The organism is Pseudomonas sp. KBS0707 (assembly GCF_005937945.2).
Lineage (GTDB): Bacteria > Pseudomonadota > Gammaproteobacteria > Pseudomonadales > Pseudomonadaceae > Aquipseudomonas > Aquipseudomonas amygdali.
The window spans coordinates 2,257,154-2,275,694 of the sequence record NZ_CP041754.1 but is presented as its reverse complement, the minus strand read 5'-3'; the positions used below and the strand labels follow the sequence as shown (position 1 = coordinate 2,275,694).

15 protein-coding genes and 4 pseudogenes are annotated in these 18,541 nt (G+C 58.5%); 8 read left to right on the top strand and 11 right to left on the bottom strand.

What is annotated here, in order from left to right; translation table 11 throughout:
- Positions 1-198 precede the first annotated feature (198 nt).
- From FFH21_RS10640 to FFH21_RS10630, 3 genes and pseudogenes are all read right to left on the bottom strand, one after another.
- A pseudogene (locus tag FFH21_RS10640) lies at positions 199-1,353 on the bottom strand (hypothetical protein); the annotation flags it as partial.
- 20 nt (positions 1,354-1,373) lie between these two features.
- The gene (locus FFH21_RS10635) at positions 1,374-2,477 is read right to left on the bottom strand and encodes an IS5-like element ISPsy19 family transposase (protein WP_004663854.1); all 1,104 of its coding nucleotides are present in this window, start codon (positions 2,475-2,477) and stop codon (positions 1,374-1,376) included.
- 60 nt (positions 2,478-2,537) lie between these two features.
- Positions 2,538-3,434, bottom strand: a pseudogene (locus FFH21_RS10630) (hypothetical protein); the annotation flags it as partial.
- A 365-nt stretch (positions 3,435-3,799) separates the two neighbouring features.
- Here FFH21_RS10630 and FFH21_RS10625 point away from each other — a divergent pair.
- The 3 genes from FFH21_RS10625 (at position 3,800) to xopAW (ending at position 6,445) form a co-directional block, all read left to right on the top strand.
- Complete coding sequence (locus FFH21_RS10625) at positions 3,800-4,549, top strand: response regulator (protein WP_004661894.1); 750 nt, start codon at positions 3,800-3,802, stop codon at positions 4,547-4,549.
- Positions 4,546-5,571, top strand: coding sequence for a HAMP domain-containing sensor histidine kinase (locus FFH21_RS10620; RefSeq protein WP_011168326.1), 1,026 nt, complete (start codon positions 4,546-4,548; stop codon positions 5,569-5,571). Before FFH21_RS10625 ends, FFH21_RS10620 begins: the two co-directional genes overlap by 4 nt.
- A 115-nt stretch (positions 5,572-5,686) precedes the next feature.
- Positions 5,687-6,445: a XopAW family type III secretion system calcium-binding effector gene (gene xopAW, locus FFH21_RS10615; RefSeq protein WP_004664711.1), complete on the top strand. Its 759-nt coding sequence runs from the start codon at positions 5,687-5,689 to the stop codon at positions 6,443-6,445.
- Between the two features lie 45 nt (positions 6,446-6,490).
- Here the strand turns inward: xopAW and FFH21_RS10610 are convergent, their stop codons facing one another.
- From FFH21_RS10610 to FFH21_RS10575, 8 genes are all read right to left on the bottom strand, one after another.
- On the bottom strand, positions 6,491-7,540 hold the full coding sequence (locus tag FFH21_RS10610; protein ID WP_011168325.1) for an AI-2E family transporter: 1,050 nt from the start codon (positions 7,538-7,540) through the stop codon (positions 6,491-6,493).
- A gap of 91 nt (positions 7,541-7,631) precedes the next feature.
- Positions 7,632-8,450 (bottom strand): DUF4892 domain-containing protein, encoded by an 819-nt coding sequence (locus FFH21_RS10605; protein ID WP_032707053.1) that lies wholly within the window; start codon positions 8,448-8,450, stop codon positions 7,632-7,634.
- 139 nt (positions 8,451-8,589) lie between these two features.
- A complete protein-coding gene (locus FFH21_RS10600; protein WP_004667514.1) occupies positions 8,590-9,444 on the bottom strand; it encodes an alpha/beta fold hydrolase in 855 nt (284 codons plus the stop codon).
- Positions 9,441-10,250: an alpha/beta fold hydrolase gene (locus FFH21_RS10595; protein ID WP_019741835.1), complete on the bottom strand. Its 810-nt coding sequence runs from the start codon at positions 10,248-10,250 to the stop codon at positions 9,441-9,443. Before FFH21_RS10595 ends, FFH21_RS10600 begins: the two co-directional genes overlap by 4 nt.
- A 119-nt stretch (positions 10,251-10,369) precedes the next feature.
- Entirely contained in the window at positions 10,370-10,813 is a 444-nt protein-coding gene (locus FFH21_RS10590; protein ID WP_004664705.1) for a hotdog fold thioesterase, read from the bottom strand.
- Between the two features lie 60 nt (positions 10,814-10,873).
- Positions 10,874-11,329, bottom strand: coding sequence for a phosphohistidine phosphatase SixA (sixA, locus tag FFH21_RS10585; protein WP_004658919.1), 456 nt, complete (start codon positions 11,327-11,329; stop codon positions 10,874-10,876).
- Positions 11,326-11,670: a DUF4389 domain-containing protein gene (locus FFH21_RS10580; RefSeq protein WP_004658921.1), complete on the bottom strand. Its 345-nt coding sequence runs from the start codon at positions 11,668-11,670 to the stop codon at positions 11,326-11,328. The genes sixA and FFH21_RS10580 overlap by 4 nt, the downstream gene beginning before the upstream one ends.
- A 25-nt stretch (positions 11,671-11,695) precedes the next feature.
- On the bottom strand, positions 11,696-12,721 hold the full coding sequence (locus FFH21_RS10575; protein ID WP_004658923.1) for an NAD(P)H-dependent glycerol-3-phosphate dehydrogenase: 1,026 nt from the start codon (positions 12,719-12,721) through the stop codon (positions 11,696-11,698).
- Positions 12,722-13,006: 285 nt separating this feature from the next.
- Here FFH21_RS10575 and FFH21_RS10570 point away from each other — a divergent pair.
- From FFH21_RS10570 to fabB, 5 genes and pseudogenes are all read left to right on the top strand, one after another.
- Positions 13,007-13,561: pseudogene (locus FFH21_RS10570) on the top strand (hybrid sensor histidine kinase/response regulator); the annotation flags it as partial.
- Positions 13,562-13,615: 54 nt separating this feature from the next.
- Entirely contained in the window at positions 13,616-14,875 is a 1,260-nt protein-coding gene (locus FFH21_RS10565; RefSeq protein WP_004666928.1) for an IS256-like element ISPsy17 family transposase, read from the top strand.
- Between the two features lie 50 nt (positions 14,876-14,925).
- Positions 14,926-16,269: pseudogene (locus FFH21_RS10555) on the top strand (ATP-binding protein); the annotation flags it as partial.
- Between the two features lie 278 nt (positions 16,270-16,547).
- On the top strand, positions 16,548-17,063 hold the full coding sequence (gene fabA / locus FFH21_RS10550; RefSeq protein WP_002552989.1) for a 3-hydroxyacyl-[acyl-carrier-protein] dehydratase FabA: 516 nt from the start codon (positions 16,548-16,550) through the stop codon (positions 17,061-17,063).
- A 10-nt stretch (positions 17,064-17,073) separates the two neighbouring features.
- A complete protein-coding gene (gene fabB, locus FFH21_RS10545; RefSeq protein WP_002552988.1) occupies positions 17,074-18,297 on the top strand; it encodes a beta-ketoacyl-ACP synthase I in 1,224 nt (407 codons plus the stop codon).
- Positions 18,298-18,541 lie beyond the last annotated feature (244 nt).

Below are 18,541 nucleotides of genomic sequence, written 5' to 3'. Positions count from 1 at the left end.
AAATGTAGGGAGGTTCTGGTATTGAGGCTCTGCCAGTCGTTAATTTACGGGGAGGTACCGGTAAGCGTAGGCAAAATGCCCCCATACGCACAGCTTCATTAAACTGTTTGGGAGCAACCTGGGCCGGCGCAATAACTGAAAACACGGCGCGCAGAGGATCGCAGGCACCTTCTGCCTGTGATCCGTCTTTAAAGCCCCCTACACGATAGGACACGCTCCATTTGCATCGTACATACCCACCTCGGCAGTGGTTTCCAGTGAGGTAATGGTGGAGCCCTTCAGAGTGAACGAATACTTGATCTTCCCGCGCGCGTTTATGCCATGACCATCAAGGTCATAAGTGGGCAGAAGATGTGTCTGGTATGGCGTGACCAGCCAAGTAAAGCCCGTGACTGGATAATCGTCCCCCAACACAATATGTTCGGTCTTTTCGACACCTGAGATAGGCGTATCGTCTTTTGGATCCGACGGAAAAGCGTTCCAGTACAGAGTGACGGTATCGCCTGCCGCCAGATAGTTCGATAGATCAGGAACGACTACCCGCACACCTGGCTCTCCTGAGGATGGATTGGCAGGATCCTTATAGAGCGAGGTGCAATTCAGCCATCCGCCTGGACTGGTACCTTCAAAGACCGGGGCATCGGGAGTGATGACCACAGCACTCACGTTGACCCGCGTATCCGGCGATTGTTGCGTGTTCTCTGAGTCGGCGGCACGAATGCTGTAATGAACCGGCAAATCAGGGCGATTACCTTCAGATTCGATATAACTCCAGGGTATTTTGACCTCGCGCTCGTCTCCGGCCGCATCAGTGACTGCCACGGTGTATTGCACCTCACGCACATGGCTTGCGCCCCAGTAGAAATCTACAACTTCGCCCGGTAGAAGCGGGTCATAAAGTTTGAATATGACACTGGCATCCGTCTTATCGTCCTCCGGCGTCAGGGCATTCAGCTCGTTGGAAACTTCGCCGTAAACCTCGACCGGTAACAACTGATCGTTGATTGGATCAGGCCAGTCAGGATCAGGAACGGGAACGGGATCAGGCCCGATAGTGGAGAAATTGACATTGACACTGATGCTTTTCACTTCGGACGGAACAACGCCACGCAGGACTCGATAACTCACTGTAGTCGGCTGATCACCGCCAGTCGCTTGAACGTACTGATCACGCAACACCGTGTCAGGAACCCTGACCGAAAACGGAAACTGCGGGACCTCTCCCATGTACTCAAGCCACAGTACTGCTGTACCCCAGGTAACCTCGATACGATCGGTAGGCTTCCTGTTATCGAACGACTCGATCTGCACCTCGACGCCCATTCGTGCGTCAGGCAGGTTGATCAGATTATCCTTAGAGGGTGTAGACAAAATCATGTAGTGAGTCGGCGCGCGAGTATTCGAGCCTCGGCCAACCAAACCCATGCCTCGCTTACCGCAAAAAGGCGATCATGATGCATGATCAGTCGCCGAGCTCTCTCATTCCAGGCATGAGTTCGCTCCACTACCCATCGCTTGGGCATGACCACAAATCCAGTCTGAACAGGCTCCACGGAAAATAGATCGCCTTGTTCAGAGTGCCATTGCCCTGTTCTTCTGTTATTCGGGCCACGGATCACTTGAACATCGATAGCGTGCAGTTGATGGGTGCGCTGTGCCCATTTTCCTGCGTACGCACTATCAACAAAAAGCGTGCTCAGTGACGGATATTTTTCCTTCGAGTACGCCACCGCATCATCCGCCGCGTCACGATCCTGCACGCTTGCAGCACTGATACTGACAGCCAGCAGCAGGCCCAATGTATCGACAATCAGACTTCGTTTACGCCCCTTCACTTTTTTGCCTGCGTCGTAGCCGCTGTCACCGCCTTGAGGAGAACTGCGGGTCGACTGTGAATCCAGGATCGCTGCTGACGGGCTGTCAGCGCGTTCTTCCCGCTCACGCCATTGAGCTCGCAAGCGATCATGCATTTGCTCGAACTTGCCTTGAGCGCTCCACCGGCGGAACGTTTTGTAGACATTGTCCCAATGAGGAAAATCGCGGGGTAGCATTCGCCATGAGCACCCCGTGCGTACGACATAGCAACAGGCTTCCAGCAACGTGCGCCGAGAGTGAAGCGGTGGCACTCCTCGTCCGCCCTGGCTTTCAAACAGGTCGGCGACCAGTGCCCACTCGGTATCTGTCAAGCAACTCGGATATAGCTGCTCCGGCAGTTGGCGGCGGTGGGTTTCATTGTAGCCATAGGCTTTATTAGGTTCAGGTGACTGAAAACTTCCCTTGGCCCGCTGCTTTACACGCGTAATCCCTGCCATTTTCAACGCTTTTGCAAAGGTGTCGGGATGCGCAGTGATACCGGTTTCGGCGAAGAATACGAGCGCCAATTCGGCCTGGCTGGAATAGGGCTGTGCATGAGCGAGTTTCACCAGCACGGGATAGTGCTCGGCGGCAATCGAGCGAGGACGTCCGGTTTTAGGCATGGCTTGAGGGCTATTCAGACAAGGGAGTGAAAGTTTAATTTATTTTGTCTACACCCTCATAGGCAACGCCAGTGGCACCACCGGGTCCTTCAGATTGTCGGGCAGCAGACCCAACGCTACGTCGATACGCGTATAAGCAGACAGACGGCTGCGGTTAGTGGCTTTGTCAAAGAGGAAATAGGCGACGTAATAGGCCTCGTCCTTTGACCCTTCGATTGCCGAGACGGGAAATGTCACCGTGTTATTCGTCGCGTTGTCTACGCCGACAAATCCGATCGGGCTCGGAAGCCCAACCGGATCCACGGGTAAAACTCCGCTAACCCAATAAAAGGCTACCTTGTCGCCGGCCTTCCAATCGCCATAGTCAGGCAGTGTGCCTACCAGACCGCCCAGGTTGTTGTCGAGGAATTCCTGTGTCAACTGGGCAGTTGCCAGAACCATCGAACCAGGCTCTGACTGCCCGCCGGGCGGCGTGGTATCGACGATCAGCTTGAGCAGCGGGCTGACAGTCTCCTGGTCGTTCGGCTGCCTGATCCGATAGCGAAGACTGTAGACACCGTCTGCCGGTTTGGGGAATCCAGACGTAAGGGCGGTCAGCGGAATGTTGATCAGCTTCGGAAAGGTGCCAGCGGCCACTGGCGCAGTGACCGTATCTGTAAACACTTCCACGAATCCGTCGTCAGCCGGTACTTCACCCACTGCCCAATCGATGAAAAAGGTATCGGATTGGCCATCGTCAGTGACCAACTGCGCCCACTGGGCGAGAGTAACGTCAAGCGATGTACCGAGCAAAACGTCCTTGTTCAACGTCCCGTCCGTCGGGTCCACGATGTTGGCCACTTGCGCCACTGCGAGCTCTGCCTTGAGGTCCATACCGCGCTGACTGCGCGCCAGCCGGTACGCGATGCGCGCCGTCTTGCTTTGTTCAGGTGTCAGTATTGTTTTCGAACCGACCATAATGAGCACTCCTTTGCTACCGATTGCCGCCCCCCTCCCTTCACAGGAGCCCTGCGGCAGGTTGATGTGTGAAAAGCTCTCTCGATGAGCGCTTCTCTTTCAGCACACAGGTCATCCGGACCTGTGCTCCATCTGATTAAACGGTAGTTACCGGAGACGGGATACTGTCAGAACTACCAGTAGCAGGGCTGAGCCGGAAAGCACGTTCGACAGTTTTTGTATCAGGCTGGATACATTTCTGAAATGCCCCCGACATTCGATCACGTCACCCTTCCGCCGCAACTCCCGGCGAAGTAGCATGAGGAGCAGCGTTGATCTTCAACAGCGGCCGGACGACGGCGGCACACGCAGGCGACAGACGCACTATGCAAGCACTTCCCGACACCCCCCTGGATGCCACATCGACCGAACAACGCTGGAGCGTTCGCGCGCTGATTGTCGATGACGATGTGGCCATTCGCGAACTGCTCTGCGATTACCTGACGCGCTTCAATATCAACGCTCGTGGCGTCACCGACGGCACGCAGATGCGTCAGGCATTGACCGATGAAACCTTCGACGTGGTGGTGCTCGACCTGATGCTGCCCGGTGAAGACGGCCTGTCGCTGTGCCGCTGGCTGCGCAGCACCTCGGACATACCGATTCTGATGCTGACCGCACGCTGCGAACCGACTGACCGGATCATTGGTCTGGAACTGGGTGCCGACGATTACATGGCCAAGCCGTTCGAGCCGCGCGAGCTGGTCGCGCGTATTCAGACCATTCTGCGCCGGGTACGCGACGAACGCAGCGATCAGCGCACCACCATTCGCTTTGACGCCTGGCGGCTGAACAGCGTGCTGCGTCAATTGACAGCCGCCGACGGTCTGGTGGTGCCGTTGTCCAACGCCGAGTTCCGTCTGCTGCGCGTATTTCTCGAACGGCCGCACCGGGTGCTTAGCCGTGAACAGTTGCTGGACGCCGCCCGAGGCCGATCGATCGAGGCGTTCGACCGCAGCATCGATTTGCTCGTCTCGCGTTTGCGTCAGAAGCTCGGCGACGATCCGAAGAACCCGCAGTTGATCAAGACTGTGCGCGGTGAAGGCTATTTGTTCGATGCCAGGGAGCTGGGTTGATCCGCCGGTTCGACACGCTGTTTGCGCGCCTTTTCGGGGGCGCACTGCTGGCTATTCTGCTGGCGCATTTACTGGCTTTCATCTGGTTCACCCAATACGGCATGCGCCCTCCACCTGATGACCGCCCAGACGCGCAGCATTCGCAGGATGATCAAGGGCGACGTCATCGACCGCCACCGGGTGGCCCGCGGGTGCTGCTGTTCTTTCAGTTCGTCACCCTCATTGTTGCTGCATGGTATGGCGCCAAGGCACTGAGCCGCCCGGTACAGCGCCTGAGCGAGGCCGCCGAGCGCCTCAGTGAAGACCTGGACAGCCCGCCCCTTGAAATAAGCGGCCCGCAGGAAGCACGCCAGGCTGCGCAGACCTTCAACCTCATGCAGCGCAAGATCCGCGAACAGATGCAGCAGCGCGGGCGCATGCTGGCTGCGGTATCCCATGACCTGCGCACGCCCCTTTCGCGGCTCAAACTGCGTGTTGAACAGATCGAAGAGCCAAGGCTGCATGGCCAGATGACTCAGGACCTCAACGACATGATCAGCATGCTCGACGCCACGCTTGCCTACCTCAATGAACATCGGCGCAGCGAAGCGTTGCAGCAGTTCGACCTGCAGGCGCTGATCGAATCCCAGGCCGAGAATGCGCAGGACAATGGCGATGATGTGCAGTACCAAGGCCAGTGCAAGCCGCTCAGAACGCAACCGATGGCACTGCGTTCGTGTCTGCAGAACCTGGTCGACAACGCGCTTCGCTATGCCGGTAGCGTCCATATCGTGATCGAGGACAGCGCCGAACGCGTACGCATATCGGTCGTTGATCACGGACCGGGCATTGCCCCTGAATTTCACGAAGCGGTGTTTGAGCCGTTTTATCGCCTGGAAGGTTCGCGCAACCGCAACTCCGGCGGTATCGGCATGGGCATGAGCATCGCCCGTGAGGCTGCGCGAAGAATCGGCGGCGAGCTGACGCTTGCGCAAACACCGGGTGGCGGCCTGACCGCGATACTGAATCTGCCGCGCCTTTGACACATTCTGTATCACACCGCGTACAAAGCTTAAATCTCCAGGACAACTGACGCCCCGAGGCTGCAAAAGCCGGTACACCGCTACCGGACACATTTATCTCAGGGGAGTGAGACTCATGATCAACGGGATCAGCAGCAGCTTTTCCAGCTACACCAGCTCGACCAGTGCCACCGCCAGCACCAACAGCAAGAAGTTTCAGGAAGAGTTGCTGGCAAAACTGGACACCGATGGCGACGGCAGCATCGGCAAGGATGAGCTGAGCTCGGCCTTGTCGTCGAACAGCAAGGACGGCATTACTGTCAGCCTGAGCAAGGCGTTCAGCGATCTGGACAGCTATGACGATGACAGCCTGGATGCCGATGAGCTGGCCGCCATGACACCGCCACCGCCGCCACCCATGCAGTCGGTCGATGAGCAGGCAGAAGACCTGTTCGGCTCGCTGGACAGCGATGGCGATGGCGCGATCAGCAGCGACGAGCTGACCACCGGCCTGAGCAATGCGGGCAGCACGGCGAACAGCAACCAGGTGTTCGATGCACTGGACACTGACGAAGACGGCACAGTGAGCCTTGAAGAGCTGGTCGCCGGTATGCAACCGCAACAGCCCCCTGCCGGTATGCCGCCCGCGCAAATGAGCACCTCCGGCAGCACTGACGGCGCCAGCCTGTTCAGTACCCTCGACAGCGATAGCAACGACAGTATCAGCGCCTCCGAGTTGTCGGCCGCGTTGAAACAGAGTGACAACACCATTGATCAGGGCAACACCAACCAGATTGCGACTCAGGCCTTGAACAAGATGATCGCCGCACTCAGCGAAAAATATGACACCCAAAGCAGTAAGCCAGTCGGTAAGTACCTGAACACCGCTGCGTAAAGCGAGGCTCCGCCGCCCGTCCTGGTGCGGCGGAAACTTTCGCCGTCAGCGGCTGCTGCGGGCACGCTCGCTGCCGACCCAGTCGGTCAGCAGGCTATAGGCTACCGCCAGCAGGGTCGGGCCGATGAACAGGCCGATGAAGCCGAACGCCAGCAATCCGCCGAACACACCCAACAAGACAATCACCAGCGGCAGATTGCCGCCCCTGCTGATCAGGTATGGCTTGAGCACGTTGTCCACGCCACTGATGATGAACATCCCCCAGATGCCCAGAAATATCGCCATGCCGTACTCGCCCTGCCAGACCAGCCAGGCAGTGGCAGGCAGCCAGACCAGGGGCGGGCCCATCGGGATCAGACTGAACAGAAAAGTCAGAATACCCAGCACCAACGCGCCGGGAATGCCCGCGATCAGGAAGCCGATCAGCGCCAGTACCGCCTGGGCCGCTGCCGTACCGATGACCCCGTTGACCACGCGTTGCACCGTGCCAGCGACCAGATCCAGATAATACTGGGCGCGATCACCGATCAGACGCTCAAGCAGGCTGAGCACGAATGCGGCCAGGCGCGGACCGTCCCTGTAAAAGAAGAAGGCGAAGACGATGCTCAGGGTCAGTTCCAGAATCCCGCTGCCAATCTGCGCACTGCGTGCCAGCACCCAGTTACCGACCTGACCCAGATGCGGTTTGAGCGTCGCCATGAACGCCGCGCCTTGCTGATCGATGGTGGTCCACAGCGCTACCAGTCGTTCGCCCACCAGCGGAATACCCGCCAGCCACTGCGGTGGATCGGGCAAGCCGTCGACCTGAATATCCTTGATCAGGCCTGTAGCGTCACGCACATGGTCGGCGAGATTGAAGCCCAGCCATACCAGCGGCGCCGCGACCAGCAGCATCCAGCACAGGCACATCACCAGCGCGGCCAACGACTCACGGCCCTTGAACCAGCGGTTCAGCAAACGCATCAGCGGCCAGCTGGCAAACGCCAGCACCGCACCCCATATCAGTGCCGACCAGAAAGGTGCCATCACCCAGAGGCAGGCACCGAATAGCGCGAGCAGCAGAATCTGCACCAGTAAACGATCATTGTTGAACATGCGGCATCCACGAATAGGCTCGGAGGTCACGAGCATAAGGCTGAACAAGGCTGACGTCAGCCATTGTTCGCCATAACCTTACGCATCAGGGTTAGCGGATGACCTCGATCACCAGCCCCTGGCTATCGGCAGCGCCCGCTTCCAGACGCGCAGCGCGCACGCCCTTGGCCACCAGAGCGTCGCGCCATGCACTTGCACTGGGGCCGGAGACGGTTGCGCGCAGCGTGCTGTCCAGATTCAGACCGCGGGAAATCAGCGTGACCCAGGCTTCCTGTGGCTCGCCACCCAGCTTGGGCAGTACCAGCTTGCCCGTGCTTTTCAGTTGGCGCAGCAACGTGGCCGAGGTTGGCAGCAGTTCGCCCAGCGGCGCGGCGGATTCAAACTGCTCGACATGCAAGTAAGCCCTACGGTTGCCGCGGGTGATGCTGTATAGCGCGACCAGGGTTTCGCTCCGGGGCTCGGCCAGACGCAACAGCAGGTAGGCCTGCCGGTCGTCCGCGCCATACAGCTTGGCATTGCCGAACACCTCGTTGGCCCACAGACTGCTTTCTCCGCAGTCACGCGCCTGGCACCAGAACAGCAATTCTGCACCCTGCTGCTGCAAGGCTTCACGAGCGGCGGTAAAGGCGTCGTCGGATGCGTGCTCGGCAGGTAATTGATAAGTAACCGACGTCAGAGTGCCACGCGCACTGACCTGGCCATCGAAACGCAACTGACCGCTGATCTTGCGGATCGAGCCCATCGGGTAGACACGCTCAAGCTCGGCGGCAGGACGATAGTCTACGATTTCGGTATCGGTCAGACGGGGCAAAATCTCCAGATCACGACTGCCCGGCGCATCGGCAGCGAAAAGGACAGCGCTGAACAGCGACATGCACAACGCCGCAACGGGAACACTTGATAAACGCATGAGTGCTCTCATCGGCAGGCAAGCAGGGGGCGAGAATAAAAAAGATCGCCGACAAGGCGGTCGCGAGAGGCTGCGGATTGATCCATCACGGTTGACTCCTGTTTCAACCCGCTCAGCGTCGGCAGTTGCCGGTCTCAAGTCAAGAAGCAGCGAAAAAGCGATTGATACAGTGTGCAACAGAACGTGCTCCCTGCTCATCGTTCAGGTGCAAATGATGCCCGCCGGCCAGCCGTTCGACGTCAAAGGGCAGCGCTGACAACAGCTCCTGCCTTTGCGCCAGCATGCCATCGGAGGCAACCATCAATTGCGTCGGGCAACGAATGCCGTGAACGAACGCCATGGCCTGTTGATCTGTGAAGCGTATTGCGGAGGGCAAGGTCAGGCGGCTGTCGCTGCGCCAGGTGTAACCACCCGGCACCGGCATCAAACCCCGCTGAGCCAGCAGCTCAGCCGCCTCGCGACTGACCGCCACCACGCCTTTCATTCGCGCCTGAATGGCTCGATCCTGATCCTGATAAACCGGTTTTTTCTTGTTCGCCAGTTCGAGTTGCGCCTGCATGGCGGCACCCATTCGCTCGGCGGCGGATTCGGCCTTGCCCGTCAATGGCAGCAGACCGTCGATCAGCGCCAGGCGCGTGACCCGCTCGGGTAGCGAGCTTGCCAGCAACACAGAAATAATCGCGCCCAGCGAGTGCCCCAACAGGGCAAAGCGCTGCCAGCCAAGTTGCTCGGCAACTTGCAGCACGTCGAATGCATAATCAGCCAGTGCATAGGACGAGCCTGCAGGTCGGTGATCAGAATGACCGTGCCCCGCCAGGTCCAGCGCCACGACCTGTAGCCCCTCAAGACGTGGTGCGAGCCGGGCGAAACTGTTGGCGTTGTCGAGCCAGCCGTGCAGCGCGATAACCGGCTGACCGTCCTTGGGGCCGTACAGATGAGCCGCCAGCTCGATATGCCCCAGGCTCAGGCGCACTTCCTCCACCGCAACCGTCATGCACTGGCCCTGGAGGCGCTGCGGGCGTTCCAGCGAGCAAACAGCGTCTTGAGCAGCAACGCCGTTTCATCCGGTCGTTCAAGTGGAAACATATGCCCTCCGGGCATGGACAGGTATTCGCCTTCGCGCATGCGTCGGGCAAGGTAACCATGATGAGGCATGATCACCCGGCTGTGTTGGCCACGCACCATGGCCAGCGGTACCTTGAGCTGCCGCGATGGTATTGGGCTGGTGTGAGGAATGCTGCGGTAAATACTGATTTCCGTCGCCGGGTCAAAGCGCAGACGCAACTGCTCGCCATCCTGCTGCAGGCCGTGTTCAAGGTAAGCGGTCAGGCAGTCGGGATCGAAACGGCGAAACAGGGTCTTGCTGGCAAAATAGGTGCGGGCTGCGTCCAGATCGGCAAATGCCTCGCGACGGCCCAGTGTGCGGCCCGCTGGCGTGATGCGGTCAATGAAGCCCATACGTTTGGCTGCGCGGATGAACAACTGATCAGCCAGACCCAGCACCGGCGAATCCAGCATCACCACGCCACGGTAAAGCTGCGGACAGCGCAGCGCGGCATGCAGGTGCAGAACCCCGCCCAGCGAGTGCCCTACACCCCATACCGGGCCGGGCTGCTCACGCAGATGATGGATCAGCTCATCGACCAGGTTCAGCCAGTTGTCATCCACCGGAAAGCGCGGGTCGTGAGCATGCTGATCAAGGTGCGTGACGGCATATTCCGGTGCCAGCGCGCAGAACAGCTTTCCATAGGTAGCCGATGGAAAACCGTTGGCGTGAGCGAAGAACACGGGCTGCGACATACCGATACTTCCAGAGGCCGTACGAGCCGCAATTGTGCGCAGCCGCTTCAAGCAACAGCAATGACTGGAACTGCCATCGCAGATGGCACTCCGGCCATCCACAAATCAGGCGCATGAACTCAGCGGGCAGGCGGCTCCTGGCCATGTGGCACAACCGCCACGGTCAGACGCGATATGCAGCTCAGCTTGCCTTCTTCGGTGCTGATGCGGATGTCCCATACATGGGTGGTGCGGCCGATGTGCACGGGACGTACAACACCGGTTACACGTCCGGTACGCACGCCGCGCAGATGGTTGGCGTTGACCTCGAGCCCGACGCAGAAATACTTGCTCGGGTCGACAATCAGGTAGCTGGCCATCGACCCCAGAGACTCGGCCAGCACCACGGATGCACCGCCATGCAGCAGCCCGAAAGGCTGATGGGTACGCTGATCGACGACCATGCTGGCCGTCAGGGAATCGTCCGTGAACGATTCGAAGCGGATATCCAGCACCTCGCCAATAGTGTTTTTCTGAGCCGCCATAAGGGCTTCGATATCAGGAGCCTGACGCCATACACTCATGTTAAATCCTTTTTCAAAGTGGGCCGCGTTCGCGGTGGTTCATTACTCGAACAGACCGTTTCAAACGTGTCGAACGCTGTTGAGCTGCATTGCGCCAGCCAGCACGAACTCGCCTTCCAGCTCGGCCAGACTGGCGGTACTCATAGGCTCGGCCTGCTGCGGACTGCCGTGAGCCAGCACGCCGATCAATTCGCCCACCAAGGGTTGATGACTGACCAGCAGCACTTCGTCGACGCCCAGCTTGTCCAGCTGGAGCAACACCTCACGCGGGCTGCTGTCCGGCGTCAGCCAGGGCACCGTCACGACCGGGTCATTGAACCCCAGCGACTGACGTACCAGCTCGGCAGTCTGCTGTGCACGAACATAGGGGCTGGCGATGATCCGCTGCACCGACTTGTCACTCAGGTGCACTGCACTTTTGAGCACTTCTTCACGCCCGTGTGCCGTAAGCTCGCGTTCGGCATCACTGCGCGCCCGCGACTGCGCTTCGCCGTGACGCAATACCCAGACCTTCACAGTTTTGGCTCTTCGTCACGCACCGGATGCGGCGCTGGCGGAACATGATGAGCCGCCTCGCCTTCAGGGGCGCGCGGCGCTGGCCAGTCGGCGAAGGGCCAGGGCTTATGGTCGCTGTGAAACGTCCCGAAACGACCAATCTGGGCCAGGTACTGGCTGACACTGTCGCCGAAATTCATCAGGCCGCCATTCGGTGCGCCATAGATAAGGCGATAAACCAATTGCACCAGCACTACGCCCGCCAGAATGATCTGTGCAACGTGCCATACACCCAGAAACAGCAGCATCCACAGAATGCGCAGCAGGATCGATTCGTTATGCTGGATTTTCGACTCGTTCAAGACGTTCTCCCTGATCGGAATGAGTTCAATTAAAGCCGGTAATCGAAATGAAATCGACGTCCGTCTTGGGCTCGGCACGCATCAACGCCTCGATGACCTGACTGAGCGTACGGCCTTCAAAAAGAATCGCATGCAGCCCGGCGACCAACGGCATATAGACCTGAACCTCCTGCGCTTTGACCTTGAGCACCTTGAGCGTGTTCACGCCCTCGGCTACTTCGCCCAGACGAGTGACCGCCGCCTCCAGCGTCAGCCCCTGGCCCAGCGCAAACCCGACCTGATAATTGCGACTTTTGGGTGAGGAACAGGTGACGATCAGATCGCCCACCCCGGCCAGGCCGAGAAAGGTCATCGGGTTGGCACCCTGACTGACCGCAAAACGGGTCATTTCGGCCAGCGCCCGGGTGATCAGCATGCTCTTGGTGTTTTCGCCCATGTCCAGCGCTACGGCCATGCCAGCGATAATTGCGTAGACGTTCTTCAATGCCCCACCCAGCTCTACACCAAACCGGTCGTTGCTGGCATAGACCCGAAAAGTACGACCATGCAGCGCGGCCTGGACCTGCTGACACAGCGCCTCGTCTTCGCTGGCAACCACGGTGGCGGTCAACGCATGCTCGGCGATCTCCCGGGCCAGGTTGGGCCCGGACAATACGCCGATACGCGCCTGGGGAACGATCTCTTCGAGGATCTGGCTCATCAATTTGAAGCTCTGCGCTTCAATACCTTTGGTCAGGCTGACCAGCATCTTGCCGTTCAGGCGCTCGACATGGGGCGAGAGTACCGCGCGCAGTGCGCTTGAAGGCAGAGCGACGAAAATCAGCTCGCAGGCCTCAAGCGTGGCGGTGATGTCGGTTACCGGCTCGACTTCGGGCCGAACCTTGATGCCCTTGAGGTAACGGGGGTTCTCACGGTTGACGCGAATCGCCTGCGCCTGCTCCGGATCACGCATCCACTGGAGAACCTGATGGCCGTTCTCGGCCAGCAGATTTGCAATGGCAGTGCCGAAGCTGCCACCACCAAGAACCGCGACTGGTTGCTGTGTGGTCATAAAACTATCCATCCAGAGCCATGCAAGTGGCGATGCCAGCATTATACGGAGCGCCGCGGTATCGGCCAGCAACAAAGCTGATCTGTCGAGCATGCAGGGCGGCATGCGACAACAAGTTCGCTGGAAACGCGCGCTATCTCGGTTAACATGCGTGCACAGCATGAATTATCGAGACACCCGGCACTGCGCTGCACAGCCGGACCGGGTCGCGACCAACGGGCGAACAGGCATGGACGCATCAATCGAGTCACCAGCGCAAAGCATTGCGCGCAAGGCACGCAGCCGATGAAATTTCGGCACTGGGATATCAATACCCGCACTCAGATCATCAGCCTGGGCCCTGCCCTGTTGTTGACGGCTCTGCTGATCAGTTTTTTCACCTTCGTGCGTATTCAGGACTTGCGTCAGGAGCTCAATCACACCGGGCAGCTCATCGCCAATCAATTGGCTATGGCCGTCGAACCGGGTGTGGCGACAGGCGATATCGACGGGTTGAAGGCGTTGATGCGCGCCACCCTGTCCATGCCCAGCGTTCGCTATGTAGAGATTCAGGACAGCTCCAATACGGCCATGATCTATATAGATCAGCCCCGCGAAAACGAGCAGTTGGCACGGCAGATGGAAATATTCCAGGCCTCTGTCTACCCACAGCGCACAAAGGCTAACAGTCACCCCGCCACGTCGCCCAAAGGCAATCGCCAGGCACTTGAAAATACGTCGCAGAGCTATCTGGGACGAGTATTGGTCGGGATGTCCAATGAAGCCTTCAGTCGACGGCAACAGGAAATATTGCTCAAGGCCGGTGTTCTGGCGCTGGGCGCGTTGCTGTTCGCTTTTTTGCGAGACTGTCAGAAATTTTGTGTTCGGGCATAACATGTAGCTAGAGGTGCATGTATGCCGACCAAAAAGAAGTCCGCCAATGCAACAGCGAGGGAGTTGCCCTCGATTCCCCAAGAGCTGATCGAGCAGTTTGTTAAAGGCCCGATGAGCGCCGAAGCCATTCAAGACGCGTCCATGGCGTTCAAGAAGGCTCTGATCGAGCGTGCGCTAGGCGCCGAGCTGGGTCACCACCTTGGTTATCCTCAGGGCGCGGAGCGCCCTGAGGAGTCGACCAATCAGCGCAATGGCAAAAGCAGCAAGACGGTTCTGACCGACGACGGGCCGCTTCGCCTGGATATCCCCAGAGACCGCGATGGTAGCTTCGCCCCGATCCTGATTCCCAAGCACGAACGACGTTTTACAGGCTTCGACGACAAGATAATTGCCATGTACGCCCGGGGCATGACGGTGCGTGAGATCCGCGCTTTTCTATCTGAGCAGTATGGAACTGACGTGTCCCATGACTTCATCAGCTCAGTCACCGATGCGGTCATGGAAGAGGTGGGCGCTTGGCAGCAACGACCCTTGGAACCGATGTATCCGGTGATCTTCTTCGATGCGTTACGGGTCAAAATCCGGGACGAGGGGTTAGTGTGCAACAAGGCTATTTATCTGGCGCTGGGGGTATTACCTGATGGCACGCGCGACATTCTGGGTATATGGATCGAGAGCACCGAGGGTGCCAAGTTTTGGATGAAGGTGTTCAACGACCTCAAGACTCGTGGCGTTGAAGATGTTCTGATCGCCGTCACGGATGGCCTCAAAGGAATACCGGAGGCGTTGGGGGCGGTTTTTCCTGCCACGACGCTGCAAACCTGCATCGTGCATCTGATCCGCAACAGCTTGGACTATGCCGCTTGGGATAAACGTCGGGCACTGGCCAAAGCACTCAAGCCGATCTACCAGGCGATCAATGCCGATGTGGCTGAGCAAGAGCTTAACGCCTTTGAAGCGGGCCCCTGGGGCAAGCAGTATCCGACTGTAGTTGCTGCATGGCGTCGCGCCTGGGATCGGGTTATACCGTTTTTTGTTTTTCCGGCGGGCATTCGCAAAGTGGTTTACACGACCAATGCCATCGAGAGCATCAATGCCCAGTTACGCAAGATCATCAAGACTCGAGGGCACTTCCCGACCGATGAGGCTGCGACGAAACTGATATGGCTTGGGTTGCGCAACATCACCGCCAACTGGGGTCATGCGGCACACGACTGGAAAGTGGCAATGAATCAATTTGCGATCCTGTACGGAGACCGATTTACCAGACCGAGCTGGTAAAACAAGGGCCTGCCTGACGGCAGGCCCTAACCAGCCCGAACACAAAAAAACTGATACTCCCTTTTTTGCTGGCCCGCGGCCTGGCCTTGAGCCTGTCAAGACCCGTCAAGGAAATGGGCGAAGCCCTCAAGGCGATTCAGCAGGGCGACTACCATGTGCCCCTGCCGGTCAGCGACGATGCCGAGTTAGGCGCACTGGCGCGGCACATCAACAATCTGGCAGAGAACCTGCACCGCACCAGCCTTGAACAGCAGCGCTCGGTGGCGCAGTTGATCCAGACACGTGAGGAAGCCGAACAGGCCAACCGCGCCAAGTCGGATTTTCTGGCAATGATGAGTCACGAGTTGCGAACCCCCATGAACGGCGTACTGGGCATGCTGCAACTGATGGAAACCACGCGCATGACCGCTGAGCAAAGCGAGTATGCGACGCTGGCGACCGAGTCAACCGAGCATCTGCTACGGGTCATCAACGACATTCTCGATTTTTCCCGCATTGAACGCGATGCCCTGCAAATGGAAGGCATAGCGTTCAACCTGGCCGAACTGGTCAGTGCCTCGACCCACGCGTTCAACCACAGCGCGCTGCAACGCGAGCTGCTACTGGAACTGCATATTCAGCCTGGACTGGACACAGTGACCGTCACGGGCGACCCGACCCGGATCAGGCAGATCCTGGTGAATCTGATCGGCAACGCACTTAAATTTACCGAGCAAGGCAAGGTCAGCGTTGTCGCCCAATGGGCGATGCTCGACAATGACCAACTGCACTTTACCTGTGCAGTGCATGACAGCGGCATTGGTATCGACGCCGAGCGACTGGAGTCGATGTTCGATGCGTTCAAACAGGCCGACAGCTCGATTTCCAGGCGCTACGGCGGCACGGGGTTGGGACTGCCGATTGCCCGTACCCTTGCCGAACGCATGGGCGGCACATTGCGTGCCGAGAGCCAGGAGGGTTCGGGCTCTGTGTTCACGCTGCAAATCCCGCTGCCCGTTTCACGCGATGTTTCAGTGGATATCGCCAAGCCGCTGTCTGTACTCGATGCACATGGCAAGGAGCGCAGCATATTGCTGGTCGAGGACAACCCGGTGAATCGCACCGTGGTTCAGGCCATGTTGCGTAATCTGGGTTGCAAAGTCGACGTGGCGGTGGACGGCGCCGAAGCGGTGATGAAGGCAAGTGCGGGAAACCACGCACTGATTCTCATGGATTGCCGACTGCCGGTCATGGACGGCTATGAAGCCACACGTCGAATCAGGCAACTTTCCGGCCTGGAACGAATCCCAATCATTGCCCTGACTGCCAATGCACTGCAGGGTGATCGGGACGCGTGTTTACAGGCAGGTATGGATGATTACCTGGCTAAACCTTTCAAACACGCTGATTTATAGCAGGTTTTACACCGCTGGCTGCCCTTTGACGCACCTGTGACTGGCGATAAATGTTAAATTGCGGCAGTCTTGGCACGCAAATCAGCCAGCAAAATCGGCTGAATGACAAAATTCAGTGAACAGGTGTACCTTGATTTCCACCTGAGCTGTGACTTTCATTACAACGCAACAGTCTATGAGTAGGCTGCCGGACAGGGTTCTGGCGAATTGGTACGACAGGACCAGCGTTCTAGCCAGTGACGCCACAACCTGCCGCACGAGATTATTGAGGAGCTCGCATGACCAAACAACACGCCTTTACCCGTGAAGACCTGCTGCGCTGCAGTCGTGGCGAGCTGTTCGGCCCAGGTAATGCGCAACTGCCCGCCCCCAACATGCTGATGGTCGATCGCATCACACACATCAGCGACGAAGGTGGCAAGTTCAGCAAGGGTGAATTGGTCGCCGAACTGGATATCAACCCGGACCTGTGGTTTTTTGCCTGCCACTTTGAAGGTGATCCGGTGATGCCTGGATGCCTGGGCCTTGACGCCATGTGGCAACTGGTTGGTTTCTATCTTGGCTGGCAGGGCAACCCCGGCCGTGGCCGCGCCCTGGGCTCGGGCGAGGTGAAGTTTTTCGGTCAGGTGCTGCCTACCGCCAAAAAAGTCACCTACAACATTCATATCAAGCGCGTCCTGAAAGGCAAACTGAACCTGGCCATCGCCGACGGTTCAGTGAGTGTCGACGGTCGTGAAATCTATACCGCCGAAGGCCTTCGGGTCGGCGTGTTTACTTCCACTGAAAATTTCTAAGGGTACTCGCATGCGCCGCGTCGTTATCACTGGTCTGGGTATTGTTTCCTGCTTGGGCAATGACAAAGAGACCGTCACCGCTAACCTGCGTGCTAACCGCCCTGGCATCCGCTTCAACCCGGAATATGCCGAAATGGGTCTGCGCAGCCAGGTTTCCGGCTCCATCGACCTGAATCTGGAAGAACTGATCGATCGCAAGATCTTTCGCTTCGTCGGTCATGCGGCAGCTTATGCCTACCTGGCGATGAAAGACGCAATCACTGATTCGGGTCTTACCGAGGAACAGGTTTCCAACGTGCGTACCGGCCTGATCGCTGGCAGCGGCGGCGCATCGACCCTGAACCAGATGGAAGCGCTGGATACCCTGCGCGAAAAAGGCGTCAAGCGCGTCGGCCCTTACCGTGTCACGCGGACCATGGGCAGCACCGTTTCGGCCTGCCTGGCCACGCCGTTCAAGATCAAGGGCGTGAACTACTCCATTTCGTCCGCCTGCGCCACCAGCGCTCACTGCATCGGCAACGCTGTCGAGCAGATCCAGCTGGGCAAACAGGACATCGTCTTTGCCGGTGGCGGCGAAGAAGAGCACTGGAGCCAGTCGTTCCTGTTCGACGCAATGGGCGCACTGTCCACTCAGTACAACGAGACGCCGGAAAAAGCCTCCCGCGCTTACGACGCCAAGCGTGACGGTTTCGTCATTGCCGGTGGCGGCGGCATGGTCGTTGTCGAAGAGCTGGAACACGCTCTGGCACGCGGCGCTAAAATCTATGCCGAAATCGTCGGCTACGGTGCTACATCCGACGGCTACGACATGGTTGCGCCAAGCGGCGAAGGTGCAATTCGCTGCATGCAGATGGCCCTGGGTGATATCAACTCCGGCGACATTGACTACATTAATACCCACGGCACCTCGACTCCGGTCGGCGACGCCAAGGAAATGGAAGGCGTGCGCGAAGTATTCGGCGCCAAAGCTCCGGCGATCAGCTCCACCAAGAGCCTGTCGGGCCACTCGCTGGGTGCCGCCGGTGTTCACGAAGCGATCTATTGCCTGCTGATGATGGAAAACAACTTCATCGCAGGCTCTGCGAACATCGACGAACTGGACCCGGTAGTTGCCGACATGCCGATCCTGCTCAAGACGCGTGAAGATGCGAAGCTTGACCTGGTCATGAGCAACAGCTTCGGTTTCGGTGGCACCAACGCTACGCTGGTGTTGAAGCGCTGGGCAGGCAAGTAATACTGCCCTGGCAACAACAAAAAAGGCGCCCTTCGAGGCGCCTTTTTTATGAGTCGGGCAAAGTAGCTGGTGTTCTCCGACATGCCCAGGCGGAGAATGGGCACGATGATGCTCTCCGGTGTACCTACAACCTTCAGAACACCGCTCGTTCCTCACGCTCCAGCATGGGAATGCAGTTCACGACGCTCTGCGTCGAAAGAGGACGCAGAGCGTCCAGACCGGCACCCACGCGGAGCATGGGCAC

Excerpts from the sequence above, each read along its gene's own strand:
- fabA (WP_002552989.1), top strand. The coding sequence starts at position 16,548 with ATGACCAAACAACACGCCTTTACCCGTGAAGACCTGCTGCGCTGCAGT.
- FFH21_RS10625 (WP_004661894.1), top strand. The coding sequence starts at position 3,800 with ATGCAAGCACTTCCCGACACCCCCCTGGATGCCACATCGACCGAACAA.
- FFH21_RS10595 (WP_019741835.1), bottom strand. The coding sequence starts at position 10,250 with ATGTCGCAGCCCGTGTTCTTCGCTCACGCCAACGGTTTTCCATCGGCT.
- FFH21_RS10600 (WP_004667514.1), bottom strand. The coding sequence starts at position 9,444 with ATGACGGTTGCGGTGGAGGAAGTGCGCCTGAGCCTGGGGCATATCGAG.
- fabB (WP_002552988.1), top strand. The coding sequence starts at position 17,074 with ATGCGCCGCGTCGTTATCACTGGTCTGGGTATTGTTTCCTGCTTGGGC.
- FFH21_RS10590 (WP_004664705.1), bottom strand. The coding sequence starts at position 10,813 with ATGAGTGTATGGCGTCAGGCTCCTGATATCGAAGCCCTTATGGCGGCT.
- xopAW (WP_004664711.1), top strand. The coding sequence starts at position 5,687 with ATGATCAACGGGATCAGCAGCAGCTTTTCCAGCTACACCAGCTCGACC.
- FFH21_RS10605 (WP_032707053.1), bottom strand. The coding sequence starts at position 8,450 with ATGCGTTTATCAAGTGTTCCCGTTGCGGCGTTGTGCATGTCGCTGTTC.
- FFH21_RS10575 (WP_004658923.1), bottom strand. The coding sequence starts at position 12,721 with ATGACCACACAGCAACCAGTCGCGGTTCTTGGTGGTGGCAGCTTCGGC.
- FFH21_RS10610 (WP_011168325.1), bottom strand. The coding sequence starts at position 7,540 with ATGTTCAACAATGATCGTTTACTGGTGCAGATTCTGCTGCTCGCGCTA.
- FFH21_RS10635 (WP_004663854.1), bottom strand. The coding sequence starts at position 2,477 with ATGCCTAAAACCGGACGTCCTCGCTCGATTGCCGCCGAGCACTATCCC.
- FFH21_RS10565 (WP_004666928.1), top strand. The coding sequence starts at position 13,616 with ATGCCGACCAAAAAGAAGTCCGCCAATGCAACAGCGAGGGAGTTGCCC.